Here is a 23755-nt window from a genome sequence, read left to right as displayed (position 1 = left end):
ATTTGAATTATATCTTCCCTGCACGCCGCAGCGATTCAGCAATTTCATCCCGAAGACCATCCAAAGACTCGCGGATGTCGCGGGCAATCGTGTACGACCGACTTCTCGGCTCAGTGTTCACGGAGAGGTACTCGTCACTTAGAAGCTGATAGTCTCGGCAGATTTCATCGAAAACGGTGTCCGCCCGCCTTAGGTCCGCAATCGCGGCCCGATGGTTGGGAAACAGGATATCAAGGGCGATGCCTTTCATTTCGGAGCTCGTTCAATGGATCAACTGGTTTAGGGGAGTGTTGGACGAATTCACTTTTAACAATAGGTATATCGGGGCATAATACGGTGTAATCAGATGCGTAACTTACTGAAAATATGGGTTTAACCAAAGACACATCTTCTCCACTGAATGAGAGCGGGTCACCTGCTGCAAAAGATGTTCGGGCGGCACTTCAGCGGCTTACCAGGTCTTCGACTTTCACGGGCTCGCAGCGCTTGCAGGACTTTCTGGTGTATGTGGTTGAAGAGTCGCTCAATGGTCGGGCCGATGATATTCGTGCCAAGACCATCGCAATGGATGTTTATGGTGGGACCCTGTCAGAGATGTCGCGCCGTGAAAACGTGGTTCGGGTCGATGCTGGTCGCCTGCGCCGAAAGCTTGCTGAATATTACGCTGCCGACGGGCAGGACGAGAAAACGGTGTTTGAACTGCCAAAGGGTGGTTACGCACCTCGGATTTTGAGAAGCGGCTTCGAACCGGCACAGCCCGAATTCTCAGAGCTGGAAACCAGTGCGCGCGCATGGGCTCGGCCAGGTGTTGGGATTATCGGGATTATCATTTTAGGCTATGTTGCTGTTGCTTTTTGGATGAGCTCGACAAAGCAGGATCTTCCGACTGATTTATCCGTAGATGGCCTGAGCCGTGACGAGCGCAGCGCAATTTTTGGCGCATCCCCAATGCGTCTACAGGCTGTAAATCTAGCCAATACTGGTCGAGACCTGATCTTTCCGGCTTTGGAACCTGCGCGTCTTGAAGCGGCCCTGACCATATTCAAGGGGGCAATTGAAAACGACGACAGCTATTTCGGCGGCTATGCAGGTACTGCTCAGGTCGCTGCGACAATTGCTGTACTTACATCCGATACCGACTTGGCTCAGGACATGTTGAACTATGCCGATGCTCAAGCCAAACGGGCCATCGAGTTGGCTCCAGAAACGGGTTGGAGCCAATCCGCAATGGCCTGGGTCAACTTTGCCAAGGGAAACTGGCCTGAGGCAATAGAATTTGCACAAAGAGCGCAACGTTTGGCACCACACGACGTACATGTGTTGGAGTTCGTGTCGCTGGTCCTGCTTTATTCTGGTTCATTCGAACAAGTCATAGCAATTAGCGAGGACGCACTCTCAAAAATTGAGCTAGAACGGGCTTATGTGTTTCAGAATGCGATGGGGTCAGCAAAATTCCATCTGAAGGACTATGAAGGTGCTGTGTCAGCCTTTGAACAAGTAACGGAGAAAGGCGGCCCTGTCGGACCTGTCTCCGTTGCTTACCTAATGGCGTCACATCAGATGTTGGGGAATAAGGCTCAAGCTCAGTCTCTATCAGAACAACTGTCACGCGAGTGGCCGGACAGTCGCGTGGATGCACTGTTTAAGAAACTTTTTGCAAATCCGAAATATGGGCAAGACCTCGGTGACGCCATGAGACAAGCCAATTGGATTCCACCAAATTAGGAGTGTGATTTCGCATTGCGACCGCTTGAGTTTCTATCAACGGCATTGAGACCGAATGCTCAGTAATAGCACCATGTCCGCTTCATTCGAATTCCTGCCATTCGAACATTACGCAGCGTTGGTCAAAATGGGCTCGAAGGAGACACTCGCTGCACTCGGCGTGAACGACTACTATGCGGACAGAGTTGCCGTAGGCTCATCGCTTTCTGATGACTGGTCTCAGCCCGAAAGCAGACATTCATACTTCGGCTTTGCAGTCTCCAGCTGCGGACCAAACAGACTTAGATCATTTTGCTCAGATGCATGTTCATTCTGCACGAGTGCCTCACAAAACTCTTGAGTGGACCGCTAAAGGTACAGTGCTTGAAAGGATCTGGCTGTCAAACGCCACGGCGTGGAATGCGATCTGGGATGAACTGCCGCAAATATGAGATCGATGCAGAAAGCCCATCGTCAATCATCTCGGGGGTCAGAGCCCCATGCCTCTGAAATGATAGGCTAAGGAACAGATCAAATATCTCGATTGCATGGAAGAAACGTAATTCGCGTTGGTCAATCTCAGGCAAAACAAAGTAGCTGTCCATGAGTTCCGCGAATTGTACACCAAGCTCAAAGTCGTTCTGTCTATCGGTAGCCTTGATCGCAGGTGCCGTTGTACTCCCCAAGATAAGTCGGCAATAGCCTGGCTTCCTTTGGTACAAAGCGACGCCTCGGCGTGCAGCGTGTTCGAACAAGCTACGCCAATTCTCCAAGGCAGTGCCTGAGTAGGGCGAGATTATGTCTCCGATTAACTGCTCGCCAAAACGACCGGCCGCAGCTGCAAACACCTCGTTGGCCCCCTTGAAAAAGTGGTAAGCAGAACCTGACGGGATATCGGCTTCTGCCGCGATCCTGTGCATGGTGATATCTGGAAGGTCTTCATTTTCCAGAAGTGTTTCGGCAGCGAGGATCAACTTCAATCGTCGCTCCTCGCCTTTAGCGTAGTGTTTCATTCACAGTCTTAACCATTGGTATTTGACACGTCCGTACCAACATCAGAACCCGCGCGTCAAATTCCAGCTGCCCTACATCTTTGCTGTTTCATCTAGGATCGCTGGAACAACCTGTAGGAAAATCATTGAATTCATGCGTTCTGTTTCCGTCTGCGGGTAGCCACCGTTCATTGCAATGACGGTTTCACTTTCTGGCTCAACCACTAAAACCTGACCGTGTATTCCGACAAACGCCGCGAATTTGTGGTCACCAATTTCCAAGATCCGGATCTGATCTTTATACCACCCATTTGGCGCGAGTACGGCCTCTTTTCCGTTACTCCAAGCACCGCGGACCCTGTCGTTTCCCATCCACAGGGCATCCAGGAAAGCGGCAGGGATGACTTGATCTCCAGCGTAGTTCTTACCTCCGGCGAGCATCATACGTCCGACGCGCGCGAGGTCACGCGTTCTCATGTTCAATCCCCCGGAGGCAACTGTTGCACCCGACGGGTCAGCCATCCAATATGCCTCGCCCTCAGCTCCTAGCTTTGACCACAACTTGTCTTGCAAGTACTCGGCCAATCCAACACCGGTCGCCGCTTCGACAGCAAGACCCAGAACTTCTGTGTTGGGGTCCTGGTACTGATAATGTGTGCCTGGTTCATATTTTCGTTGCGCGATTGTAACCAGGTAATCTTCGATGCCGTTCAAACCGCTATCATTGGGTCCGTTCCATTCTTGAGACTCGGTGAATTTTGGGTCCCACGAAAGAAAGGGCGGTGTGGGAATGTCGAGGCCTGAATTCATGTCGGCCACGTCTTGCAGCGAAACGCCTTCAAACGCTGTCCCTTTGAACCTTGGCAGATAAGCTTCCACCGGTGCCGTCATGTCCAGTTTACCCTCGGCCGCAGCAATTCCAGCAAGAATGGCAGTGAAGGACTTCGTTACTGACATGTCCAAGTGGGTCGATGTTTCATCCATCCCGTTCCAAAAGTGCTGATGTAGCAGGTCGTCGCCCTTCAGAATTACCATTGAATGGTTCTTGAGCCTGTCCCGCAACAAAGTTTCGATGTCCAGTGGACCATCAGCGTCTTCAGCAGTCAGTTTGGACAAGTCGAGGCTATTGGATTCCGTCCAGCTCTCGGGCTCAATGTCACCGCTCGGTTCAACAACGTAGTGACGCGTAAACTTGTAGGCATTGGGAAAGGTTACGGCTGCGTTTTCGCCGCTATCCCAGTTTTCTTGGGTGACACCAAAGCCTTCTACTTGATCGAGGAACGCCTGATCTGGAGGCAGTATTGACTGAGCATGTGCTGCTGATGACAGGAGAAAGCTAACTGCTACTATACAATTGATTTTGTTCATCTGTTTTCCTTGATGCCGTTGAGCATATTTCTAGTGACTGCACTGCATGTCTTATGAAATCGAAGCGCAGTCAGATCTGAGAAGTGTGCTTTGCGCCATTGGCTGAGCGCGGAATTTGTTATTCGAGTCCAGCTTCACCGATATGGTTACACCAAGAATGGAGATGCCGACAACAGTCGAGTTTTGGCTGGGATTTCAGCTATACCGGGTTGTCGCTGACGCGCACCCTTGCTAAAAAAATGAGCAATTTAATAACCTTGTGACAAATCAGCTTCGACAATTTCCCAAACCCAAACCCACTGCTCTCGAAGTTATCGACAAGAGTCGAAAATAAACTATAGAAATCTCGTGGGAGAATCTGGTGTATTTAACGTTAGGAGCATCCCTTGTCTTGCATGATGTCTTGCATGATTATTAGGCCCTGGGGCCGGGCAACTCAGTTGAGCACGCTAGCCAAACGACTATGTGTGCCTTCGAGGCTGGTTCTCTTTGGAATTTGCTGCTCGTTATTTTTAACCTCTTTCGCCAAAGCACAAGAAGAGTGCGATGCCGCGTGTCTGGCCGCACGTAAGGCGCAGGACCCGCTCGCCGCAGTCACCGCACTACTTACGGATAACACAATCGGATTTGGCCCCAATAGCGACAGCACAACCTACAATTTTCAGCTTCAACCAGTTTACACGTTCGAGGGAGAAGCCGCGAATGTGATTTTGCGCGGATTGATACCTTATGTTGGTTTGCCAGGTGGTGTAGCGGGCGCAGATGCCAGCCTCCCAGAATTCGCCTTTTCCGACAGTGGCGGAGGAACAGATTTCGGCTTTAGCGATACCATTGTTCAGGCTTTTTATGTTCCGGAAGTGGAACCAGGGACATTCAAGATCGGATACGGCGTCCAACTCTCTTTCGATACTGCTGAAGACGGATTCAACGGGCCTGGAAACGGAGCGGGCCTTGCACTTGTTGGGTTCAATTTTGCTGGCGATTTGTCTTATGGCGGGGTGGTCGGGCATCTTTGGGGAGAGGATGATTTTTCTCTCACAACCATACAGCCAATAGTTTTCTATAATTTGGAGAAATTCCTCGGAGGTTCTTACGTCGGTTACTCCAATACGACCAGCTATAATTGGAACACAGGTGACTGGGTTGTTCCCGTCGGAGCGACCTTCGGGAAGACGTTCATCGTGGGTGGCGGAAATGCTATCGACCTGAATGTTGGTGCCTACTATCTCGCCGAGGCGCCGGACAATAGCAACGACTGGCAGCTCAAATTCGGCGTTTCGTGGTTCTTGCCGTGAAATCAACACATGAGGGCAAGTCAACGCACTCGTTTCAAATAGGGCGCAAGTTGAGGCGTTATTTATGGGAAATCGAAGACAACTAATTTCAGTAGTACTATGTGCGTCATTTTGTGCGCTGACTTCTCCGTCGGTTGTATCTGGTGATACGACCGATGACCTCGAAGACGTCGGCGACGTTCTCCAACTGGCAATCCCTCTCGCAGCCCTTGGGGTAACTTATGCGAAGGATGACAAGGAGGGGCGACAACAACTCGCAAAGGGTGTTGGCACGACCTTTCTGACCGTTCAGAGCCTTAAGTTTCTTGTGGAGAAATGGCGCCCCAATTACTCGGCAGACAATTCCTTTCCGTCGGGGCACACCGCAGCTGCATTCTCGGGTGCTGCCTTCCTTCAGACAAGGTACGGATCCAGCTATGGCGTACCAGCTTATCTGTTAGCTTCATTTGTCGGTTACACACGCGTTCGCGCCGAGAAACACTTCTCCGACGATGTTCTCGCCGGCGCAAGTATCGCAATGCTTAGCAATTGGTTGTACGCGAAGCCTTTGGAGAACGGAGTCAGGGTTCTTCCCACAGTCTCACAAGATGCAGTCGGTTTACAGGTTTCGATGCTTACTGGAACACACAAATCGGCAGAGATAAAAGCGTCAGAACCCTTCAAACCCAGGTTTAGGTTTTCATTCTCATTTGGCGCGAGCAGCCTGGACAACAACGACGTACGATCACCCAGTTCAACCGGCTCGCAGCTAGACCTTGAACAGTTTGATACCTTTTCAAACCCGACCACCAGTTCAGCGGCAAGCTTCGAGTACTTCATGTCTGATCAGCACGAGTTCTACGCGGTCCTAAATCCGCTAGAGGTACGAGACGAAGGCGCTTTTTTAAACCCCGTTCGGTTTGACGGCACGGTATACCCGGCAAACACCACGACTGTTATGGATTACGTTATGAACGAAATTCGTGGGGGTTACCTGTACAACGTCGTCCCTGAAGGTCGGTTCGGTTTGAAAATTGGCGGGGGGCTAACCTTTCAAAATACCTATGTGCGACTGGTTTCCGGCAATCTGGATCAAGAAGTCGAAAGCAACGACTTTGCGCCATACGCGAGCATCCATGCCAGCTATGAACTGTCTGATCGGTTAGAATTTCAGTTGGGTGTCGACGGCACCTCGTTTGACTCTGTCGAGTTTCTAGATGCGGTCGCCTTGCTGAGCTACGAACTCACACCACAATGGGATATTGGAGTAGGCGTTCAAAGCTTCAGCCGAAAACTGGATGTGGCTGAACTGGAGAACACATACGATGCCACCGGCGTCTTCTTGAATGTTGGGTATTCATTTTGAATGATTTGGGTGGAAACCAAAGAGGCTGCTTAGGCTCAAATTACACATCTATTGTTGATCTGGGGAATGGTCGCGATGTTGTTTGGCGAGACTTTGAAAAGTCCGCTTTCTGCGCAGTGCTGACACTTGTGCCGAACGCTACATCGGTCACTCTGGGCTCGAGGCAGACGTTCGCTCACCTACGCTCAATGACTGCATTGCGGGACGAAGCGGCCAATCGTATTGGATGCGGTAAAGAACCCTAAGCAGACCTTGACGGTGCGTTGTCGATGTTGAGGTCCAGCCGGCTGCTGGGGGCGCCATTGCATCGCACATCTTCGCAATCCGACACGCCCAATCTATGCTGTTCTAACACTTGCCAAAAAAATAGTGCCCAGCTCTGATCTGGAGCCAACTCGCCTGCGTAGTACCTAGAGATTGAAGCGATGCAGGAGTTTCTAATGTTCGAAGCAGATAAGTTCCGGCTGGACGGCCAAGTGGCCCTTGTGACCGGTGCCGGCGCGGGAATTGGCCGGGGCGTGGCCCGACTATTTGCCGGGGCTGGGGCCTCGGTGGTGGTGAGCGACCTGAAGGCGGAGACCGCGCAGGCGGTGGCCGACGAGATCACGAACGCGGGCGGCAAGGCCGTTGCACTGGCCTGCAACGTGACGGTCGAAGATGATCTGAAAGCGTCGGTGGACTTGGCCGTATCGGAGTTCGGCGGATTATCGATCCTTGTCAATAATGCGGGCGGGGGCGGGCCAAAGCCGTTTGACATGCCGATGGACGATTTCCGCTGGGCCTATGAATTGAACGTCTTCTCGCTGTTTCGCCTCACTCAACTGGCGGCGCCTCACATGGAAGCGGCAGGCGGCGGCGCAGTTCTAAACATATCTTCCATGGCGGGCGAGAACAAAAATCAGCGCATGGCATCTTACGGGTCATCCAAGGCTGCTGTGAATCACCTGACACGCAATGTCGCCTTCGACCTAGGTGCGATGGGTGTGCGGGTGAACGCCATTGCGCCAGGCGCCATCAAGACCGACGCGCTGGCATCGGTGCTGAACGACGACATCGAAAAGGCAATGCTGAAGCACACGCCGCTCGGACGGCTGGGCGAGCCAGACGACATTGCCTATGCCGCGCTGTTCCTCTGCGCGCCAGCGTCCGCGTGGATAAGCGGTCAGGTGCTCACTGTGTCCGGCGGCGGTGTGCAGGAACTCGATTGATATCCCAATACTTCAGACAGGAACAAACTGATGAGCTTTGACGCTTTTGCAGAATTTCGCATGGACGGTCACAACGTTCTGATCACCGGCGGCGCACAGAATATCGGCGCGGGAATTGCCAAGACGCTCTCGGGGGCGGGAGCAAAGGTGATGATTGCCGACCTGAACAGTGACATGGCTGCCGAAACCGCTGCCGCGATCGCCCGGGAAACCGGAAATGACTGTCGTGGCATGGCCTGCGACGTGACCGATCTGGATCAGATCAATGCGGTTGTATCCGCGACTGCCGACGCGTTTGGTGGCATCTCGACCTTGGTGAACAATGTCGGTTGGGGCGGTCGCCAGCCGGACCCTTCGGCAATTCCTGAAGAGGAGTTCATCAATTCTTACAAACTCAACACAATCAGTGCCTACCGTATGAGCATGGCCTGCTTGCCGTTTCTGGAGAAGGCGGAGAACGGCTCGATCACCAACTCGGGCTCGTTTTCATCAGCCGTTCCGGCTTACGACATCCTGCCCTATGGCACGGCGAAGGCAGCCCTGAACCAGATGATGGTGTCGCTGGCTCACATGCTGAACAAACGGGTGCGGGTAAACTCCATCCTGATCGGAACGGTCATGACCGCCGGTTACGGCGACGCGGGCATTTCGCCCGAGATGCAGGAAAAACTCGCCCATCCCGACAATCTGACCGGGCGGCCCGGCCGCCCCGAAGATATCGCCAACGCGATGCTGTACCTGTGCTCGCCGGCAGCCGGTTGGGTCAGCGGCCAGACCATCAATGTTCATGGCGGCGGTGGCGTCGTGCGCTTGTTCGGAAGCTGAGGATCGGGCCGTGAAGCTACCCTTCTTGCGCGCCGTGCGCGCGTCAGCAATAGCGACATCGCTTGTGCTAGCTTCCTCCTGGGTTTCGGCGCAGGAGGCGGCACAGCTGGACACAGGCGCCCCTGTAACCAACGATCAGATTTTCATGATGATGTTCGCGGACCAAGGCCGTTCGGTCGGGTTTCAGAGCATGATAATGGCTATCCAACTGGAAACGCTTAAGGCGCAGGTGGACCGGGATGCAGCCATCTTGGCCCGAAATCTGGAACTGTTTGACCGCAGCGCCATTTCCGAGCTTGAGTTGGAGATTTCGCAGCTTAAGGATGCTTGGAATCGGCTGCAGATGGTCGTGGCCGAGAAGAACCTGACCACGGTAGCGGCGCAGGTGGCGGCGTTGCAGTTGATTGGGGACCATTTCGCGGGCAAGTCGGTGCCGCTCGACGACCTCTATGCCGCCTATCTCAAAGGCTGGAACGCAGGCTGTGACAAGGGACCGGCAGAGGTGCGCGCGAACGAGGCCTGGATGGCGTATGCGGAAAAGGCGCTAATGCGGGCGCGCGAATTAAACAGCCGCGGAAACCTGTCTGATGCCACAGTGCTCCAGCGCGAGGCTGACCTGCGCATTGCCCGTTCCAACTATGAAAACCGGGCCAGCCGCCTCGATCGCTGTCGCGAGATATTTTTCCCAAGCATTGAAGAGGTTGCGCGGCAGGGCCAGTGAGTCTGCCGGGTTTCGAACCTGCACAAACAAAGGAGCGGTGCAAGATGACCATGTCCAGCGAGATGCCGATGACGTCGGATCAAATTATGCGCGGGGCACTCCTGTCCGGGGTGATCAATGCGATAATCAACGGCTTTATTCAGTACTTTTTGCTGCGTGGGACGGCACCAATTCCACTCACGCTGGATTCGATCAGTGGCGGCAGTCATTCGGTTCTGGGCGGCGCGGTGTTGCTGGCAGTATCGATGGCGATGATCCTGACGGCCGTCACTCATTTCACGGTGAAAGGACCGAAGAAGCCATTTGTCCCGACCACCCTGAAGCTGGTGATAAAACATGGGCTTGTAACTTTCGGCACTGTGGTCGCAGTCGCAGTTTTGTGGCAATGGGTCTTCGGGACAGTGGAGGTCGGGCTGGCGTTTGCCGTGATCCTGCTAGGGTTTATCGCGGGTGTGGTCGCAGCGTCTGTGAACTACCTGACGATTGCCGAGATCACGGACAGCGGCTGTTCATGACGTAGTTTTCTAGAGCCCTTGCGGATGGACTGTAGTGCAAGTCGGGTGCCTTGCCGATTGTTCAAATCACGTACTTGACGGAGTTTTCAGGTAGTACCGAGAGCACGTTCAAGACGTGGTTTGGTATCGGCATCTAGCCGTCGCAGCGAAGGTCCGGTTTTCGCCCATCGCTCCAAATGATGCGGCATCAACCAAAGTCGAGCATGGGCTCAAAGCCGTCATCCGACGGCATTAGCGATTAGACCGGTTTGTGGTTGCGAGCGGTCATTGGGGCCGCTCTCAGGATTGGTCCGACATCGGCCCTCCCAGTACTATTCAACGAGTTTTCAAGCTCAACTCCGAGATCCTACCGTCGCCTGACCCTCTCTCGATTACGCTCCCGACGTTCGATGTTGATCCGGTGGTCGCGGCCCAATGCCCGGTAGAAGCCCGGTCCCTTGGACCAGTTCAGAAAGTGGGCAAAGCTGTCGACCTGATCGTCGTTGCGTCCGCGTGGAAAGGACTGAAGCTCCCGTTTGAATACCGGCAGCCAGGGTGCATCTGCAGGCAGATAAACCTTGCCCTCTTCGACAGGACCGCAAGCGGACTGGAACCGGGTTTCCTTGTCCTTGTCGGGTTTAATGCGTTCGTAGCGCCGACGGTCATCACGAAACAATTCGTCCAAAAGAGGTTTGCCGGAGGCCGCATCTTCCATCAGGACACGATCGGGATCCCAACGGCCGACAAGTTGCAGTGCCTTGGCTTTCAGGTCTGGGTAGTCTACCTGCCCGCGCCAGACGTCGATAAGATGCCACGCATTTTCGCGGAACCCCCAGGTTGTACAGACAGAGAAATCAGACCGGGGGTCTGCCGACATGCCCGTATCCCAGCTCTGAACCACCAGTTGGAACCAGCGGCGATCTTCGATGGTCTCGTAGGTGCCAAACCACTCCCAGCGCAAGGGCGACCCGTCGGGAGCAATGGGGTTCTGCTGATACTGGCAATTGAACACGGCCGCGCCCATTTCGCGACGCTTGGTATCCAGCGTTTGCTGATCCAAACGGGACGGGCACGGGAGATCACCCGGTTTGCGGCGCATGACCCTTCCACGCCCAAGAGGAACCACCTCATGGCCTTCTGCGATGGCAGGCAGATTCAGATGCCGGTAGGTCCCGCGTTCGAGCAGATAACCCGGCGGATCCATCTCGTGCAACCGTTGCGCAACCATAACCACACGCCCTTCGGCCGGATTGTCGAAGCGCGACAACAAGGTCCCCTCAATGAACTCCTGCGCCTTGACCAGCTCGGCTTCGGAGCCGGCATCTCCGGCTTTCAGCAAGTCATCGATGATGATGTAATCGGCGCCACGACCGGTGACAGAACTTCCAATGGAGACAGCCTTACGGCTGCCTCCCTTTGTGGTGCGGATTTCTTCTGAGGTGTTGCCCTTTTTAGCCAAGACCGTTTCAGGGAACATTTCCCGGTACCAGCGCGCAGACATGATCCGACGACAATCTTCGGAATGTTTGCGCGCCAGATCCAACCCATAGCTGGCAACGATGATCTTGGCGCTGGGGTTATGACCGAGAAGATAAGCGACATATGCAACGGCCACGGTGACCGATTTCAGGCAACGAGGCGGGATGTTGATGATCAGTCGCTTGTTTTCGCCTCGACGGACATTGTCCAACTCATGGCACATGGCCCGCACATGCCAGGCCGGATCAAAGCTGCGGTCAGTTCCCTGGTGCAGCGTGCCAAACACACGCCAAACGAAGGGAAAGAAATTGTCCCGGCAAACCTCGCGAGCGGCTTGCACGACGATTTTTGGATCAGGAGTCGTCATCTTCCGCCTCCTCGTTTTCCAGATCACCGTCACCGTCCAGTTGGCTGGAAAAGAAATCCCGGAGGATGTCGTAGTCGACAGCGTCGGGCTCAACCGTACGGACGCTTTCTTGCGCGTCCAATTCACTTGCGTTGAACAGATCTGTGTCCAGCTTAAGCAGCGCCATCAACAATTTCGTGTCGCCCTTCAACGCGCCTGCCGTGAACCGCTTGGCAATTGCCTCAGCCTTGGAAATCCGGATTTCGTGGCTGCCTTCGCGAACCGTAATCTTGGTTTCCAATTCACGTTTCAAGCTGGCATTCACCCCCTTGGCACCTTTCGGCCGCCCTTTCGGATTGCCGGATCGGCCTTTTTTGAATTGGGTCGCTTTGGGCGGTTTGCCGTAGCCGACCTCATACTCTTTCGTATCGTCAGACATGACCCACCTCCTGTTCTGAAGTGGTATCGTTGGCCGCAAAACGCGCATCGAACGTCTGGCCTGTTACCGCGTGCACGGCGCTATCACCGGTCATCTCCTGCCAACGGCGGATGGCCACATCGACATAAGCCGGGTCGAGCTCAATAAGCCGCGCTTGGCGCCCGGTTTTCTCAGCTGCCAGCAGAGCCGCGCCGGACCCGCCAAAGGCGTCCAGCACGACATCGCCGCGGTGGCTCACATCCATGATGGCATCTGCAACCAGAGCTGTCGGCTTCACCGTGGGATGATCCGCGAGATCCGCCTCGCGCCCTGCCCCAAAGCTGTTCACACCGGCGTAATCCCAGACGTTGGTCCGGTTGCGCCCGTGTTTGCCCAGCTCGACGTTGTTGATGTGCGGCGCACCAGGCTTCTTGAAAATGCAAATCAGCTCATGCTTTGAGCGATACAGGCTGCCCATGCCTCCGTTCGTCTTGTTCCAGACGCAGAGATTGATGAGGTCCAATCCAGCTGCTTTGCCCGCCGTAATCAGTTCTTCGATATGACGCCAGTCCATGCAGATTATCGCGATGCCTCCGTTCGGCAGGCAGTCAAACAACAGCGTGATCGCGCCTGAAAGAAAGCCGCGGAACTCGCTATCCGTCATTTCTCCCGACGCCATGGCAAACTCGCGGTGTTCGGCGCTATTGCCGGACCGCACATGCCCATTGACAGGCACGTTGTAAGGCGGATCGGTGAAGACTATCTGCGGGGTCTCGCCTTCCAGCAAGGTGTCGTAGCTCTGGGCTTGAAGGGCGTCCCCGCAGAAAACGCGATGATCTCCGAGAACCCAGAGGTCGCCCGGCTCCGTGACTACGGGTGCCGCAGGGTCCGGCGTCTCAACAGTTTCCGCTACAGAAACCGTCACCTCACCGACGCTGTCGATAATGATGTCGATCTCCGGTGTTTCGAACCCTGTGATGTCCAGATCAAAGTTCAACTCGCCATCAAGGCTGAGGTCCATCAGCTCGGCAAATTCGATCTGCAACGCCGCTTCATTCCAGTCCGACAATTCCGCCAGCTTATTGTCCGCAATGCGCAGAGCGCGCACTTCCGATTCTGACAAATGATCCGCGACAACAGTCGGTACGGAATTCAACCCCAGGGCCTTAGCGGCCTCATAGCGGCCATGACCCGCGATGATTGTGCCCGAACCATCCAACAGGATCGGAGTGACAAAGCCAAACTGGGCCACCGATGCTTTCAGTTTGTCGACATTCTTGGCCGCGTGCACGCGGTTGTTGTTGGCGTAGGGCTTGATCTGGCTGATCTGGGATTGGATAACTTTTTCGGCCATCCAGATAGGCGTATTGGACACCCGAACGTCGCTGTGTGTGTTTTTGGCAGGCATAACCGCCTCCTTTTGCGTGACGCCGCGCGGACGTCGAGATGGAGGGATCGCGCTGGAAAATCGGAGAGAGCACAAATCGCAACTCCCCGGACCAATCGATCCGAGACGTTGCTCCTTTGAATGCTCTCTGCGGAAACCTGTGTTTCCAATGAGTGCTGCCTGCGGGAGCAGTTTCCCGCCCTGATAGTCCGGGCGATTAGGTCGAATGTAGGTGCCATCAATACGAGACGCAACCCCCCAAACTATAAGTAACCAATTAAGATTGTTGACGAATAATCGGGGGTACGCCAGCAACGCCCTTCAAAACACACGCCTCAAGTAATCGCTTCAGAAAGAGCTGGACTGTTGCCGTCAACCACGCATCACTGAACCCACGCCCGAGCCATTCGGGCGCTCCTCGGTACCGGGGTTCGGCATCTAGCCAGCCCCAAATCAGAGGAGACAATACATGTCCAAGCGGAAGCAAACCAAAATTGACAAAGTGCAACACTTGTTGCGCCGCCCGAGCGGCGCCAGCCTTGAGGCGCTCTGCAAAGCAACGGGATGGCAGCCTCATTCGGTCCGAGCAGCTCTAAGCGGTCTGCGGAAAAAAGGCGTCACAATTGAACGGCGGACATCCGACAAACCAAATGGACCATCCACATATCATCTGGCGGCGGGAACTGGAGAAGCGTCATGACCAAGACGAGCGATGTCGCCGATCTCGCCGCCATGGGTCGATCGGATCTGGTCACGCTTTGGCAGCAACTGTTTGATCAACCCGCCCCCGCCATGCTCAGCCAACCCTTTCTGCGCCGCTTTATCGCCTTTGAGATGCAGTCCCGCCGTCATGGCAGGCTACCCCGCCAGGTCAAAGCCACGCTGGAAAAGGGCTCTGGGAAGAAACCCCGGCCTACATGCCCTGCCCTAAAACCCGGCGGGCGCCTGCTACGCGAGTGGAATAGTGTGACCCATGTAGTCGACGTTACAGAAGACGGCTTCACTTGGAACGGTCGGTCCTATCGCTCACTCTCGGCCATCGCCCGAGAGATTACCGGCGCGCATTGGTCAGGGCCGCGTTTCTTTGGGCTCACCGGCAAGGCGGCCAAATGAGCCCGCGCCGTAAAATCCGATGCGCCATCTACACGCGCAAGTCCTCAGAAGATGGTCTGGATCAGGACTTCAATTCTCTGGATGCGCAATATGAGGCCTGCGCGGCCTATGTCGCAAGCCAGCGACATGAAGGCTGGACCCTGTTGTCCGGGCGCTACGATGACGGTGGCCTGTCGGGCGGCACCCTAGAGCGACCCGCCCTTCAGCGCCTTCTTGAAGAGATCGATGCCGGGCGTATTGACATGGTGGTGGTCTACAAGATTGACCGGCTGACCCGGTCGCTTGCCGACTTCTCTAAGCTGGTCAACCGGCTGGAACAGGCAAACTGTTCTTTTGTGTCCGTCACGCAGGCCTTCAATACCTCATCTTCCATGGGCCGGTTAACGCTGAATGTGCTGTTGTCCTTTGCTCAGTTTGAACGGGAAGTCACCGCCGAACGTATTCGCGACAAGATTGCAGCGTCGAAGAAGAAGGGGCTTTGGATGGGTGGCAACCTGCCTCTGGGCTATGATCGCCACCCCGATCCGAAGGCAAGAACGCTGGTGGTGAATGAAGAGGAGGCCAGAACGGTCCGGCATCTCTTTGGGCTTTATGACGAGCTTGGTTGCCTGCGCAAAGTAGAAGAACGGGCAACGGCAGAAGACCTGCGGTCAAAACGGGTTGTTCGGACAGATGGCAGTGTGAAGGGGGATTGTCCGCTGTCACGGGGTCAAATCTATTACCTGCTGCGCAATCCGGTCTATCTCGGAAAAATCCGCCACAAGGATAAGATCTGGGACGGACAACATCCGGCGATCATCGATCAGGACATCTGGGACCGGGTGCAGGAAAAAATGCGACAGGCCTCCAACCGCCCGCGGGCACGCGGCGACTCCGATGCGCGCCAACACTCCACTGACCCCGGGGCCTGGCTCACCGGTCTGCTGTATGACGAAACTGGTGATCGGTTGACGCCGACCCACACCACGCGCAAAGGCCGACGGTTGCGCTACTATATCTCCAATCGACTGATCTCAGGCGGCAAGGATATCTCTGGCTGGCGACTGCCCGGCCCAGTGCTGGAAAACGCGGTCATTGATGTCATCGTCAGACATTTGCAAGACGCCGCCGCGGCGCACCAAGTACTGGCGCAGCCGGAGGCCGGGTCAGCCGAGGCAGTTCAGACTTCAGTTGCGGATTTAGTAACCCGGCTTCCAGGCCATGGCTGTCAGATCGGCGCTGCTCTTCTGGCCAAAGGCAGACTTGCACGAGGACAGATCGACCTCGAATTTAACCCCAAAACTCTGGCAAGCGCACTTGGCATCACGGCCGATCATCTGCACCCGGATCTCACCCACGTCACCGCATCTTTCGATCTGTGCCGCCGCGGCGTCGAGGCCAAGGTCATCGCCGGAGACATGGCACCCCAACCTGATCCCCACCTCCGGTCCATGCTGATCCGCGCCCATGGCTGGGCCCGTGATCTGAAGGCCGGAGTTCAACTGATGGAGATTGCCCGCCGCGAAAGCGTCCCTGACGCCTTCATCCGCACCCGTGCTCAGCTCGCCTTTCTCTCACCAAAGATTCAAACGGCTATTCTCGACGGGAGCCAGCCGCCCGAACTCACACTCAAGCGTCTGGTCAGCGTGACCCACCCACTTGAATGGTCCGAACAGGAACGCCTGTTCGGCTTCTGACATCTCCAGCTCCTGCGTCCCTGATACAGACTTCGCCCTCCCTGATCCGGCGGAACAATTCCCTGTTCGCACGAGGAAATTCCCTGTTCCACCTTTTAGGGAATTTGCAACATAAACCTCTGAGAAACATACAGTTCTGATAGAAGAAATGACGGAAGTCAGTCCCGGTTTGCGAATATTCCCTGTAAATTTCAGGTTATCAGGGAAATCCAGCCCAAAGCGACCCCGCTAAAATGCGACACTGAGACTCGCGCCTGAATTGTCCTCTGAATGTACGGTTTGCTTCGTCTCTGATTGAAAGCGCATGCGCCAACGCGCGGGAATTGCGTAACAATTCCGGATCAGAAAATACAACTGAAGTGAGACAGGTATGAGTGGCGGGGAGACAGGGATTCGAACCCTGGGGACGCTCTCACGCCCAACGGTTTTCAAGACCGCCGCATTCGACCACTCTGCCACCTCCCCGGCGCAGGCAGCGGTCTAGGACGAACATCGGTTGGTGGCAAGTCCAAAAGAGGGATTTCTTGCCGAAGCCGGACCCGCGGTCTTTCCTTGAAACAACCCGCAGGTTATGATTTGCGCGATGACTGCAGGAGGCCGGCAAAAGAACCGGTCGAACCGCGGTTGGGGCCAGCCACGCAAAGGCCCTACAGGCAAGGGATAACACAATATGAAGCGAGCGACAGAGACACGCTTTGGACCGCGGCCGTTGGCGGTACTGGTTGTTGCAATGACTGCGCTGACGGGATGCGACGAAGCTTTGAACGCAAGCAAGTCTTCCTCTGAGGCAGCCAGTGACGATGGGCAGACCCAAAGCAACACCACGGAACTGTTCCCCGAAGTCGCCAGCGGCTCTCAGCGCGATGTTGAAGCGCCGGACGTCTTCGAAGTGACCGAGGCCGGGCTATGGGATGGGCGTCCCTCGTTGGGTGGCATCTGGGTCGCGCACCCCAGCGCGTCTCAGCCCGAGCGGGTCGCCATCAAGAACACAAGCAACAACAAGACCGTAACGGGCGCCTTGTTCCGCCGGGAACGAAACCTGCCCGGGCCGGCCCTTCAGGTGTCCTCGGCAGCGGCTGAAAAACTGGGAATGCTTGCCGGCGCTCCTGCCCGTCTGCAGGTGGTTGCACTCCGCCGCGAAACGATCGAGCCGGAGCCTGCGCCGGAACCCGAAGCAGCCCCGACCGAAGAATCTGCAAGCGCCGCCGAAGCAACCGCAGCCGAAGAAGCCATAGCGGCCGGGCCCGACGAAAAGGTCGAAGAAAAGCCGGCCAAGCGGAAATGGTGGCAGAAAAAGACACCTGAAAACACCGGTGCCGTGGTCGCCGGTGCCGCCGCGGCCGGAGCGACCGCAAGCGCCGCCGCCGAAGAAATTGCGCCCGCGATCGAGGAAGCGGCAGATGCGTCCGCGACCGCTGCATTGACGGATCCGGTCGTCGCACCGACACCCGCCCAGAAAAAACGCAAGTGGTGGCAGAAGAAAGATCCCAATGAAATTACCGAGACGCCGCTGGACCCGATCGCAGGTGCTGCCGCCGCCATAGACGCATCCGAGCCGACGCCGGCTGCGGCGGCCAGTGCCACAGCCGCATCGTCGAACCTGACCAAACCCTATGTTCAGATCGGAACGTTCGGAGTTGAAGCGAACGCGAAAGCCGCCGCCGAAAAGGTCCGCACGAACGGATTGGCGGCCGAAGTTCTGGAACTGGAGTCGGCAGGCAAGTCGGTCTGGCGTGTACTGGTCGGCCCTGCCACAACGCGCGCCGAACGCAAAGCGATCCTCGGAGATATGAAAGACCTGGGCTTTACCGATGCCTTTATCGTGAAGAACTGAACAGGAGGGTCCAATGCTGACCTCACTCAAATCGGCTGTTCTGGCCGCGGGCCTTGCCCTGCTGGCCCTGCCGGTTCACGCCTTCGATACGTCCGCGCGCGCGGCCTATGTGATCGATCAGACGACAGGCACTGTGCTGTTGTCGAAGAATGCCGATGAACCGCTCCCACCGGCATCGATGTCCAAGCTGATGACGCTCTACGTGGCATTCGAAGCCCTGCGCGAAGGTCGACTGACGCTGGATGAAACGCTTCCGGTCTCGGAACATGCCATGAGCTATGGCGGCTCGACCATGTTCCTGAACACGCAGGACCGGGTCCGGGTCGAGGACCTGCTGCGGGGCATCATCGTCCTGTCTGGCAATGACGCCTGTGTCGTGATCGCCGAAGCGCTCAGCCCGGACGGCACCGAGGCCGGCTTCGCGCGCTACATGACCCAACGCGCCAGGCAGATGGGCATGAACCACTCGAACTTCACCAACTCGAACGGCTGGCCTGCTGCAGGTCACATGATGTCGGTTCATGATCTCGCTGTGCTGGCCGACAGGCTGATCACCGATTTTCCCGAATATTATCCGCTGTTTGCCGAGGAAACCTTCGAATTTGACGGCCGCGCCCCGTCGAACGTGAACAACCGCAACCCGTTGCTGAAACTGGATATCGGTGCCGATGGCCTGAAGACCGGCCACACGCAAGAGGCGGGCTATGGCCTTGTCGGATCGGCCAAGCAAGGCGATCGCCGGGTGGTCTTCGTTCTTTCCGGGCTCGACAGCATCTCTCGCCGGGCAGAGGAGGCTGAGGCCGTGGTTAACTGGTCGTTTCGAAATTTTATCGAGAGGACAGTTGCCAACGCCGAGACGCCGATAGCACAGGCCAAAGTGTGGATGGGCGCGCAAAAGACGGTTGGGCTTGTGCCCGACGGTGACCTCACCCTTCTGTTCCCCGTTCTGGGCGATCAGAACGTCCAGGCCGAAGTCGTGTATCAAGGCCCGATCAACGCTCCGATCGCCAAGGGCCAGCAACTGGCCGAACTTGTGATCCAGCCCGAAGGTTTGCCGGAAATCCGGCGCCCTCTGGTCGCGGCCGAGGATGTGGCGATGGGCGGGTTCCTGGTGCGGCTGATGACCGTAGGCGGCATCGTCCTGAAAGACATGATCAACACCCCGCTGGAGTCGATGTGAGCCCGCGCGGTCTGTTCCTGACATTCGAGGGGATCGACGGTTCGGGCAAGTCCACGCAGGCCCGCAGGCTGGCAGAAAGCCTCGAGGCGGCCGGACATGACGTTGTTCTGACGCGTGAGCCGGGCGGTTCGCCCGGGGCCGAGGAAATTCGCCGGTTGGTCCTCGAAGGCGACCCCGACAGGTGGTCGGCGGAAACCGAAATTCTTCTGTTCACGGCCGCACGGCGCGATCATTTGGAGCGCACGATCGAACCGGCCTTGAATGCGGGTAAGATCGTGATTTGCGATAGGTTCGCCGACAGCACCCGAATGTATCAGGGCCTGTCGCGCGGAGATCTGCGCGCGTTGGTGGACCAACTCCACGGCCTGATGATCGGCCGCGAGCCCGATCTGACCTTGCTGATCGATATGGATCCGGAAATCGGGCTCTCCCGCGCCAAAGGCCGGCAAGGCACCGAAGAACGGTTCGAGGATTTTGGCCCGGCCCTTCAAAAACGCATGCGCTCGGGTTTCCTAGCGCTGGCGGACGAGTTCAAGAACCGGTTCCGTGTGATCGATGGCAATCGCGACGTGGACAGCGTGGCCGTGGATGTGAGAGAAACCGTCCTGAAGGTTCTGCGGTAATTCACGAATGAGCGACGACACACCCACACCGGACCAGGCGCCCGGCGCGCTTCACCCGCGCGAAACACGCAAGCTGGTTGGACAGGATGCGGCCGAGCAAGCCTTCCTGACCGCCTTTGCATCTGACCGGCTGCATCACGCGTGGCTTCTGACCGGCCCTCGTGGCGTGGGCAAAGCGACCCTGGCATGGCGCATCGCGCGGTTTCTGCTTGCCACGCCGCCGCAACAGGATGACGGGCTGTTCGGTGCGCCCGAGGCCCCGACAACACTCGACATCGCGCCGGACCACCCGGTTGCAGCAAGGATGCTGGCCGGGGCCGAACCCGGTCTGGCCGCGATCACCAGATCCCTGAATGATCAGGGCCGCCTGCGCAACGAGATCGTTGTCGATGACATCCGAAAACTGGGGCGCTTCTTCGGCCTCAGTTCAGCGGACGGAGGGCGCCGCGTGGTTATCGTGGATGCGGCGGACGAAATGAATGTCAGCGCCGCAAACGCGTTGTTGAAAATGCTCGAAGAGCCTCCTGCCCGCACGACACTGCTTCTGGTTTCGCATCAGCCGTCACGGCTGTTGCCGACGATCCGCTCGCGGTGCCGCACCCTGCGCCTGTCACCGCTGTCGCCGGAGGATATGAAATCGGCGCTGGCACAGACCGGCGCCGAGTTGCCTCCGCAATCCGATCACCTCGCGGCTTTGGCCGCCGGTTCCGTAGGCGACGCGGTAAGGCTGATCAATCTGGGCGGGATGGAGATCTATGCCGAGCTGATCCAGATACTGGGCACCCTGCCCCGCCTCGACCGCCAGCGCGCGCTGGCTTTGGCCGAAGCGGCCGCGCAGCGCGGAGCAGCCGAGCGCTATGACCTGCTTTTGAATCTGATTGACATCGCTCTGTCTCGCCTTGCTCTGACAGGTGCGACCGGCGCGCCTCCGCAGCCAGAAGCTGCGCCAAACGAGTCCGAAGTGCTATTGCGCCTGTCATCCTCGCGCCCCCAAGCCTTGGGCTGGGCCGAGGCCGCATCCATCATCACGGCCCGTGCACGGCACGGGCAGGCGGTGAACCTTGACCCTGTCGCCGTCGTCCTAGATACGGTGTTCAAGATTCAGGAAACCGCCGGTCCGAGCAGATGAGCGACACGCCCCAACCTCCCGCAATCACTGACAGCCATTGCCATCTGGATTTCCCGGATTTCGAGGGCCAGTTGGACGCAATCATCGCTCGTGCGGCCGAAGTGGGCGTGACACGGATGGTGACGATCTGCACACGTCTGCGCAATGAGCCGACCGTGCGCGCGATCGCCGAAACACATGCCCCGGTTTTCTACGCTGCGGGCACCCATCCCATGAGCGCGTCCGAAGAGCCACTGGCGAGCGTCGACGAACTCGTCGCATTGTCCCGACATCCGAAATTTGTCGGCATCGGCGAAACCGGGCTGGACTATCACTACACCGCCGACAGCGCCGAAATACAAAAACGCTCGTTGAGGGTTCACGTTCAGGCCGCCCAAAGTACAGGCCTGCCGCTGATCATTCACGCCCGTGCAGCCGACGAGGACATGGCGGCGATCCTGCAGGACGAGTTTCGGAACGCACCTTACTCCTGTGTGATGCATTGCTTCTCGTCTTCGGCCGAACTGGCACGGGCAGCGTTGGATTTGGGGTTCTACCTCTCCATGTCCGGCATCGCGGCCTTTCCAAAAAGCCAAGAGCTGAGGGATATCTTTGCGGCAGCGCCTGTCGATCGAATTCTGATAGAGACCGACGCACCATACCTGGCCCCGCCGCCGCACCGGGGCAAGCGGAACGAGCCCGGCTATACCGCTTTCACCGCCCGGGTCGGCGCCGAACTGTTTGGCATGGACTACCCGGATTTCGCCGCGCAGACCCAAGCGAATTTTGATCGACTGTTTGCGAAGGCGGCCGCCTACCCGGTTGCCGAATGAGCATGCTGCGGTTCACGATCCTGGGCTGTGGCTCCTCTGGCGGTGTCCCCCGGTTGGGTGGGCATTGGGGAGATTGTGACCCGCAAAATCCGCGCAATATCCGCCGCCGGTGCTCGATGCTGGTTGAACGGGACGGGCCGGACGGCACGACCTCGGTTCTGATCGACACGACCCCGGACATGCGCAGCCAACTGCTGGACACCAGAACCGGACGCCTCGACGCCGTTGTCTACACACACTCGCATGCCGATCATGTCCACGGCATCGACGACCTGCGCATGATCGTTTTCAACATGCGCGCGCGGGTGCCCGTTTGGGCGGATGGCGACACGCAAAACGCATTGCTGGGGCGGTTCGGCTACGCGTTCATTCAACCCGAAGGCTCACCCTATCCACCGATCCTCGACGTGAAGACAATTGACGGTCCGTTCGAGATAGACGGTCCGGGAGGATCAATCCCGTTTCGCCCGTTCAAGGTGAACCACGGATCGATCGATGCGCTTGGTTTTCGTATGAACAACCTGGCCTATCTGCCTGATGTTGCGGAAATCTACGATGATGCCTGGCCCGAGCTTCAGGGATTGGACTGCCTCGTGATCGACGCGCTGCGCCGGAACCCACATCCGACCCATGCCCACCTGGAAAAGACCCTTGGCTGGATCGAACAGCTAAAGCCGGCTCGGGCAGTTCTGACCAATATGCACATCGATCTGGACTATGCAGCCGTCGATGCCGAGACCCCGGACCATGTCGAGCCTGCCTATGACGGCATGGTGATCCGGCAGCCATTTTAGGACATCGGATTGCACGCGCTTCCCCCAGCTCTGACCGAACAGCCTGGATTGAGGTCGTGACATGTTGCAAAGCCTGATCGACGTCATCCTTCCGGTCTTTCTTGTGATTGGGGCTGGTTATATCTCGACGCTGACGGGCTACTTCAAAGAAGTTCATATTGACGGGTTGATGAAGTTCACGCAGGGGTTCGCAATCCCCTGCCTGCTGTTTCTGGCCATCGCCCATCTGGATCTGAGCGCCAGCTTTGACCCGCGCCTTCTGGGCAGTTTCTATACCGCCGCAGCTCTGTGTTTCCTTGCGGGGGTTTTCGGCGCTCGCCTGATATTCAAGCGCGAATGGGAAGACTGCGTCGCAATCGGGTTCTGCTGCCTGTTCTCGAACTCGGTCCTGCTGGGCCTGCCGATCACCGAACGCGCCTATGGGCCCGACAACCTGACCGGAAACTATGCGATCATCGCGTTCCACTCGCCGTTCTGCTACTGCGTCGGCATTACCGTGATGGAGGTCATCCGCAACCGAGGCAATGGCGGTATGCGCATGGCTCGATCGGTGCTTTCGGCAATGTTCAAGAACGCGCTGATCCTGGGCATCGCTCTGGGCTTCATCGTCAATCTCACGGGCGTCGGCATTCCGGCAGTGGCAGACGAGGCCTTGAGTCTGGTGACCCGCGCCGCATTGCCCGGCGCCCTGTTCGCCCTGGGTGGAGTTCTGGTCAAATACAAGCCCGAAGGCGACCTGCGGACAATCGGCTATGTTTGCTGCGTTTCACTTGTTCTGCATCCAAGCCTGGTCTGGTTGTTCGGTACAGCGACCGCCCTGCCGCAAGATCTTTTCCGCTCGGGCGTTCTGAACGCGGCGATGGCGCCCGGTTTCAACGCCTACATCTTCGCCAACATGTATGGCCGGGCCAAACGAGTTGCCGCCTCTTCGGTGTTGATTGGCACAGGCGTGTCCATTCTTACGGTATGGATGTGGTTGACGTTGCTCGGATAAAGACGAATTGACTTTGCG

Annotated in this window: 23 protein-coding genes and 1 tRNA gene; 17 read left to right on the top strand and 7 right to left on the bottom strand. The window is 56.9% G+C overall.

Going from position 1 to position 23755, the window contains the following annotated elements; translation table 11 throughout:
- Positions 1-7: 7 nt before the first annotated feature.
- Complete coding sequence (locus tag ACR0DA_RS03015; RefSeq protein WP_170436799.1) at positions 8-250, bottom strand: hypothetical protein; 243 nt, start codon at positions 248-250, stop codon at positions 8-10.
- Positions 251-486: 236 nt separating this feature from the next.
- On the opposite strand from ACR0DA_RS03015, the gene ACR0DA_RS03010 reads away from it, so the two are divergent.
- The gene (locus ACR0DA_RS03010) at positions 487-1725 is read left to right on the top strand and encodes a tetratricopeptide repeat protein (protein ID WP_170436802.1); all 1239 of its coding nucleotides are present in this window, start codon (positions 487-489) and stop codon (positions 1723-1725) included.
- Positions 1726-2105: 380 nt separating this feature from the next.
- Here ACR0DA_RS03010 and ACR0DA_RS03005 read toward each other — a convergent pair whose 3' ends face one another.
- Together ACR0DA_RS03005 and ACR0DA_RS03000 are read right to left on the bottom strand one after the other, a co-directional pair.
- Entirely contained in the window at positions 2106-2717 is a 612-nt protein-coding gene (locus ACR0DA_RS03005; protein WP_480752909.1) for a TetR/AcrR family transcriptional regulator, read from the bottom strand.
- A gap of 72 nt (positions 2718-2789) precedes the next feature.
- A complete protein-coding gene (locus ACR0DA_RS03000; protein WP_480752907.1) occupies positions 2790-4064 on the bottom strand; it encodes a serine hydrolase domain-containing protein in 1275 nt (424 codons plus the stop codon).
- Between the two features lie 440 nt (positions 4065-4504).
- Between ACR0DA_RS03000 and ACR0DA_RS02995 the strand changes: the two genes are divergently transcribed.
- The 6 genes from ACR0DA_RS02995 (at position 4505) to ACR0DA_RS02970 (ending at position 9973) form a co-directional block, all read left to right on the top strand.
- Positions 4505-5359 (top strand): hypothetical protein, encoded by an 855-nt coding sequence (locus ACR0DA_RS02995; protein WP_480752906.1) that lies wholly within the window; start codon positions 4505-4507, stop codon positions 5357-5359.
- Positions 5360-5423: 64 nt separating this feature from the next.
- Positions 5424-6704 carry a phosphatase PAP2 family protein gene (locus ACR0DA_RS02990; protein WP_480752904.1) on the top strand — a complete coding sequence of 427 codons (1281 nt, stop codon included), beginning with the start codon at positions 5424-5426 and terminating at the stop codon, positions 6702-6704.
- Between the two features lie 440 nt (positions 6705-7144).
- Positions 7145-7912, top strand: coding sequence for a 7-alpha-hydroxysteroid dehydrogenase (hdhA, locus tag ACR0DA_RS02985; protein WP_170437657.1), 768 nt, complete (start codon positions 7145-7147; stop codon positions 7910-7912).
- Between the two features lie 30 nt (positions 7913-7942).
- Positions 7943-8737 (top strand): SDR family oxidoreductase, encoded by a 795-nt coding sequence (locus ACR0DA_RS02980; protein ID WP_480752903.1) that lies wholly within the window; start codon positions 7943-7945, stop codon positions 8735-8737.
- 10 nt (positions 8738-8747) lie between these two features.
- Entirely contained in the window at positions 8748-9458 is a 711-nt protein-coding gene (locus ACR0DA_RS02975) for a hypothetical protein (protein WP_170565003.1), read from the top strand.
- 44 nt (positions 9459-9502) lie between these two features.
- Positions 9503-9973, top strand: a complete 471-nt coding sequence (locus ACR0DA_RS02970; protein WP_216600299.1) for a hypothetical protein — start codon at positions 9503-9505, stop codon at positions 9971-9973.
- Positions 9974-10319: 346 nt separating this feature from the next.
- Here the strand turns inward: ACR0DA_RS02970 and terL are convergent, their stop codons facing one another.
- The 3 genes from terL to ACR0DA_RS02955 are packed head-to-tail and all read right to left on the bottom strand — an operon-like array spanning position 10320 to position 13603.
- Positions 10320-11831, bottom strand: a complete 1512-nt coding sequence (gene terL, locus ACR0DA_RS02965) for a phage terminase large subunit (protein WP_480752901.1) — start codon at positions 11829-11831, stop codon at positions 10320-10322.
- On the bottom strand, positions 11785-12216 hold the full coding sequence (locus ACR0DA_RS02960) for a DUF5681 domain-containing protein (protein WP_093964947.1): 432 nt from the start codon (positions 12214-12216) through the stop codon (positions 11785-11787). Before ACR0DA_RS02960 ends, terL begins: the two co-directional genes overlap by 47 nt.
- Entirely contained in the window at positions 12209-13603 is a 1395-nt protein-coding gene (locus tag ACR0DA_RS02955; RefSeq protein ID WP_480752900.1) for a site-specific DNA-methyltransferase, read from the bottom strand. Before ACR0DA_RS02955 ends, ACR0DA_RS02960 begins: the two co-directional genes overlap by 8 nt.
- Before the next feature lie 448 nt (positions 13604-14051).
- Between ACR0DA_RS02955 and ACR0DA_RS02950 the strand changes: the two genes are divergently transcribed.
- Genes ACR0DA_RS02950 through ACR0DA_RS02940 form a run of 3 tightly spaced genes read left to right on the top strand, consistent with a single transcriptional unit; the run spans position 14052 to position 16371 of the window.
- Positions 14052-14282, top strand: a complete 231-nt coding sequence (locus ACR0DA_RS02950; RefSeq protein ID WP_093964945.1) for a DUF3489 domain-containing protein — start codon at positions 14052-14054, stop codon at positions 14280-14282.
- Complete coding sequence (locus ACR0DA_RS02945; RefSeq protein WP_093964944.1) at positions 14279-14695, top strand: DUF2924 domain-containing protein; 417 nt, start codon at positions 14279-14281, stop codon at positions 14693-14695. Before ACR0DA_RS02950 ends, ACR0DA_RS02945 begins: the two co-directional genes overlap by 4 nt.
- Positions 14692-16371 carry a recombinase family protein gene (locus ACR0DA_RS02940; protein ID WP_480752898.1) on the top strand — a complete coding sequence of 560 codons (1680 nt, stop codon included), beginning with the start codon at positions 14692-14694 and terminating at the stop codon, positions 16369-16371. Before ACR0DA_RS02945 ends, ACR0DA_RS02940 begins: the two co-directional genes overlap by 4 nt.
- Before the next feature lie 375 nt (positions 16372-16746).
- Here ACR0DA_RS02940 and ACR0DA_RS02935 read toward each other — a convergent pair.
- Positions 16747-16836: transfer RNA gene (locus tag ACR0DA_RS02935), tRNA-Ser, on the bottom strand.
- A 265-nt stretch (positions 16837-17101) separates the two neighbouring features.
- On the opposite strand from ACR0DA_RS02935, the gene ACR0DA_RS02930 reads away from it, so the two are divergent.
- The 7 genes from ACR0DA_RS02930 (at position 17102) to ACR0DA_RS02900 (ending at position 23737) form a co-directional block, all read left to right on the top strand.
- Positions 17102-18205 carry an SPOR domain-containing protein gene (locus ACR0DA_RS02930; protein ID WP_480752897.1) on the top strand — a complete coding sequence of 368 codons (1104 nt, stop codon included), beginning with the start codon at positions 17102-17104 and terminating at the stop codon, positions 18203-18205.
- 13 nt (positions 18206-18218) lie between these two features.
- Positions 18219-19385: a D-alanyl-D-alanine carboxypeptidase family protein gene (locus ACR0DA_RS02925; RefSeq protein ID WP_170357363.1), complete on the top strand. Its 1167-nt coding sequence runs from the start codon at positions 18219-18221 to the stop codon at positions 19383-19385.
- On the top strand, positions 19382-20008 hold the full coding sequence (gene tmk / locus ACR0DA_RS02920; RefSeq protein ID WP_480752895.1) for a dTMP kinase: 627 nt from the start codon (positions 19382-19384) through the stop codon (positions 20006-20008). Before ACR0DA_RS02925 ends, tmk begins: the two co-directional genes overlap by 4 nt.
- Before the next feature lie 7 nt (positions 20009-20015).
- The gene (locus ACR0DA_RS02915) at positions 20016-21137 is read left to right on the top strand and encodes a DNA polymerase III subunit delta' (RefSeq protein WP_480721600.1); all 1122 of its coding nucleotides are present in this window, start codon (positions 20016-20018) and stop codon (positions 21135-21137) included.
- On the top strand, positions 21134-21949 hold the full coding sequence (locus ACR0DA_RS02910) for a TatD family hydrolase (RefSeq protein ID WP_480752893.1): 816 nt from the start codon (positions 21134-21136) through the stop codon (positions 21947-21949). The genes ACR0DA_RS02915 and ACR0DA_RS02910 overlap by 4 nt, the downstream gene beginning before the upstream one ends.
- Positions 21946-22743 (top strand): MBL fold metallo-hydrolase, encoded by a 798-nt coding sequence (locus ACR0DA_RS02905; protein WP_480752891.1) that lies wholly within the window; start codon positions 21946-21948, stop codon positions 22741-22743. The genes ACR0DA_RS02910 and ACR0DA_RS02905 overlap by 4 nt, the downstream gene beginning before the upstream one ends.
- 61 nt (positions 22744-22804) lie before the next feature.
- Positions 22805-23737: an AEC family transporter gene (locus ACR0DA_RS02900; protein WP_480752889.1), complete on the top strand. Its 933-nt coding sequence runs from the start codon at positions 22805-22807 to the stop codon at positions 23735-23737.
- Positions 23738-23755 lie beyond the last annotated feature (18 nt).

The organism is Ruegeria sp. CI8 (genome assembly GCF_056536865.1).
The sequence above is the reverse complement of the archived record's forward strand: the minus strand, read 5'-3'. Positions and strand labels throughout refer to the sequence as shown.

Bases quoted from the DNA above. Each gene is read 5' to 3' on its own strand.
- ACR0DA_RS03005 (WP_480752909.1), bottom strand. From the start codon at position 2,717: ATGAAACACTACGCTAAAGGCGAGGAGCGACGATTGAAGTTGATCCTC.
- ACR0DA_RS02990 (WP_480752904.1), top strand. From the start codon at position 5,424: ATGGGAAATCGAAGACAACTAATTTCAGTAGTACTATGTGCGTCATTT.
- ACR0DA_RS03000 (WP_480752907.1), bottom strand. From the start codon at position 4,064: ATGAACAAAATCAATTGTATAGTAGCAGTTAGCTTTCTCCTGTCATCA.
- hdhA (WP_170437657.1), top strand. From the start codon at position 7,145: ATGTTCGAAGCAGATAAGTTCCGGCTGGACGGCCAAGTGGCCCTTGTG.
- ACR0DA_RS02950 (WP_093964945.1), top strand. From the start codon at position 14,052: ATGTCCAAGCGGAAGCAAACCAAAATTGACAAAGTGCAACACTTGTTG.
- ACR0DA_RS03015 (WP_170436799.1), bottom strand. From the start codon at position 250: ATGAAAGGCATCGCCCTTGATATCCTGTTTCCCAACCATCGGGCCGCG.
- ACR0DA_RS02910 (WP_480752893.1), top strand. From the start codon at position 21,134: ATGAGCGACACGCCCCAACCTCCCGCAATCACTGACAGCCATTGCCAT.
- ACR0DA_RS02960 (WP_093964947.1), bottom strand. From the start codon at position 12,216: ATGTCTGACGATACGAAAGAGTATGAGGTCGGCTACGGCAAACCGCCC.
- ACR0DA_RS02900 (WP_480752889.1), top strand. From the start codon at position 22,805: ATGTTGCAAAGCCTGATCGACGTCATCCTTCCGGTCTTTCTTGTGATT.
- ACR0DA_RS02905 (WP_480752891.1), top strand. From the start codon at position 21,946: ATGAGCATGCTGCGGTTCACGATCCTGGGCTGTGGCTCCTCTGGCGGT.
- ACR0DA_RS02940 (WP_480752898.1), top strand. From the start codon at position 14,692: ATGAGCCCGCGCCGTAAAATCCGATGCGCCATCTACACGCGCAAGTCC.
- ACR0DA_RS02955 (WP_480752900.1), bottom strand. From the start codon at position 13,603: ATGCCTGCCAAAAACACACACAGCGACGTTCGGGTGTCCAATACGCCT.
- ACR0DA_RS02970 (WP_216600299.1), top strand. From the start codon at position 9,503: ATGACCATGTCCAGCGAGATGCCGATGACGTCGGATCAAATTATGCGC.
- ACR0DA_RS02925 (WP_170357363.1), top strand. From the start codon at position 18,219: ATGCTGACCTCACTCAAATCGGCTGTTCTGGCCGCGGGCCTTGCCCTG.
- ACR0DA_RS02930 (WP_480752897.1), top strand. From the start codon at position 17,102: ATGACTGCGCTGACGGGATGCGACGAAGCTTTGAACGCAAGCAAGTCT.
- ACR0DA_RS02915 (WP_480721600.1), top strand. From the start codon at position 20,016: ATGAGCGACGACACACCCACACCGGACCAGGCGCCCGGCGCGCTTCAC.
- ACR0DA_RS02945 (WP_093964944.1), top strand. From the start codon at position 14,279: ATGACCAAGACGAGCGATGTCGCCGATCTCGCCGCCATGGGTCGATCG.
- ACR0DA_RS02980 (WP_480752903.1), top strand. From the start codon at position 7,943: ATGAGCTTTGACGCTTTTGCAGAATTTCGCATGGACGGTCACAACGTT.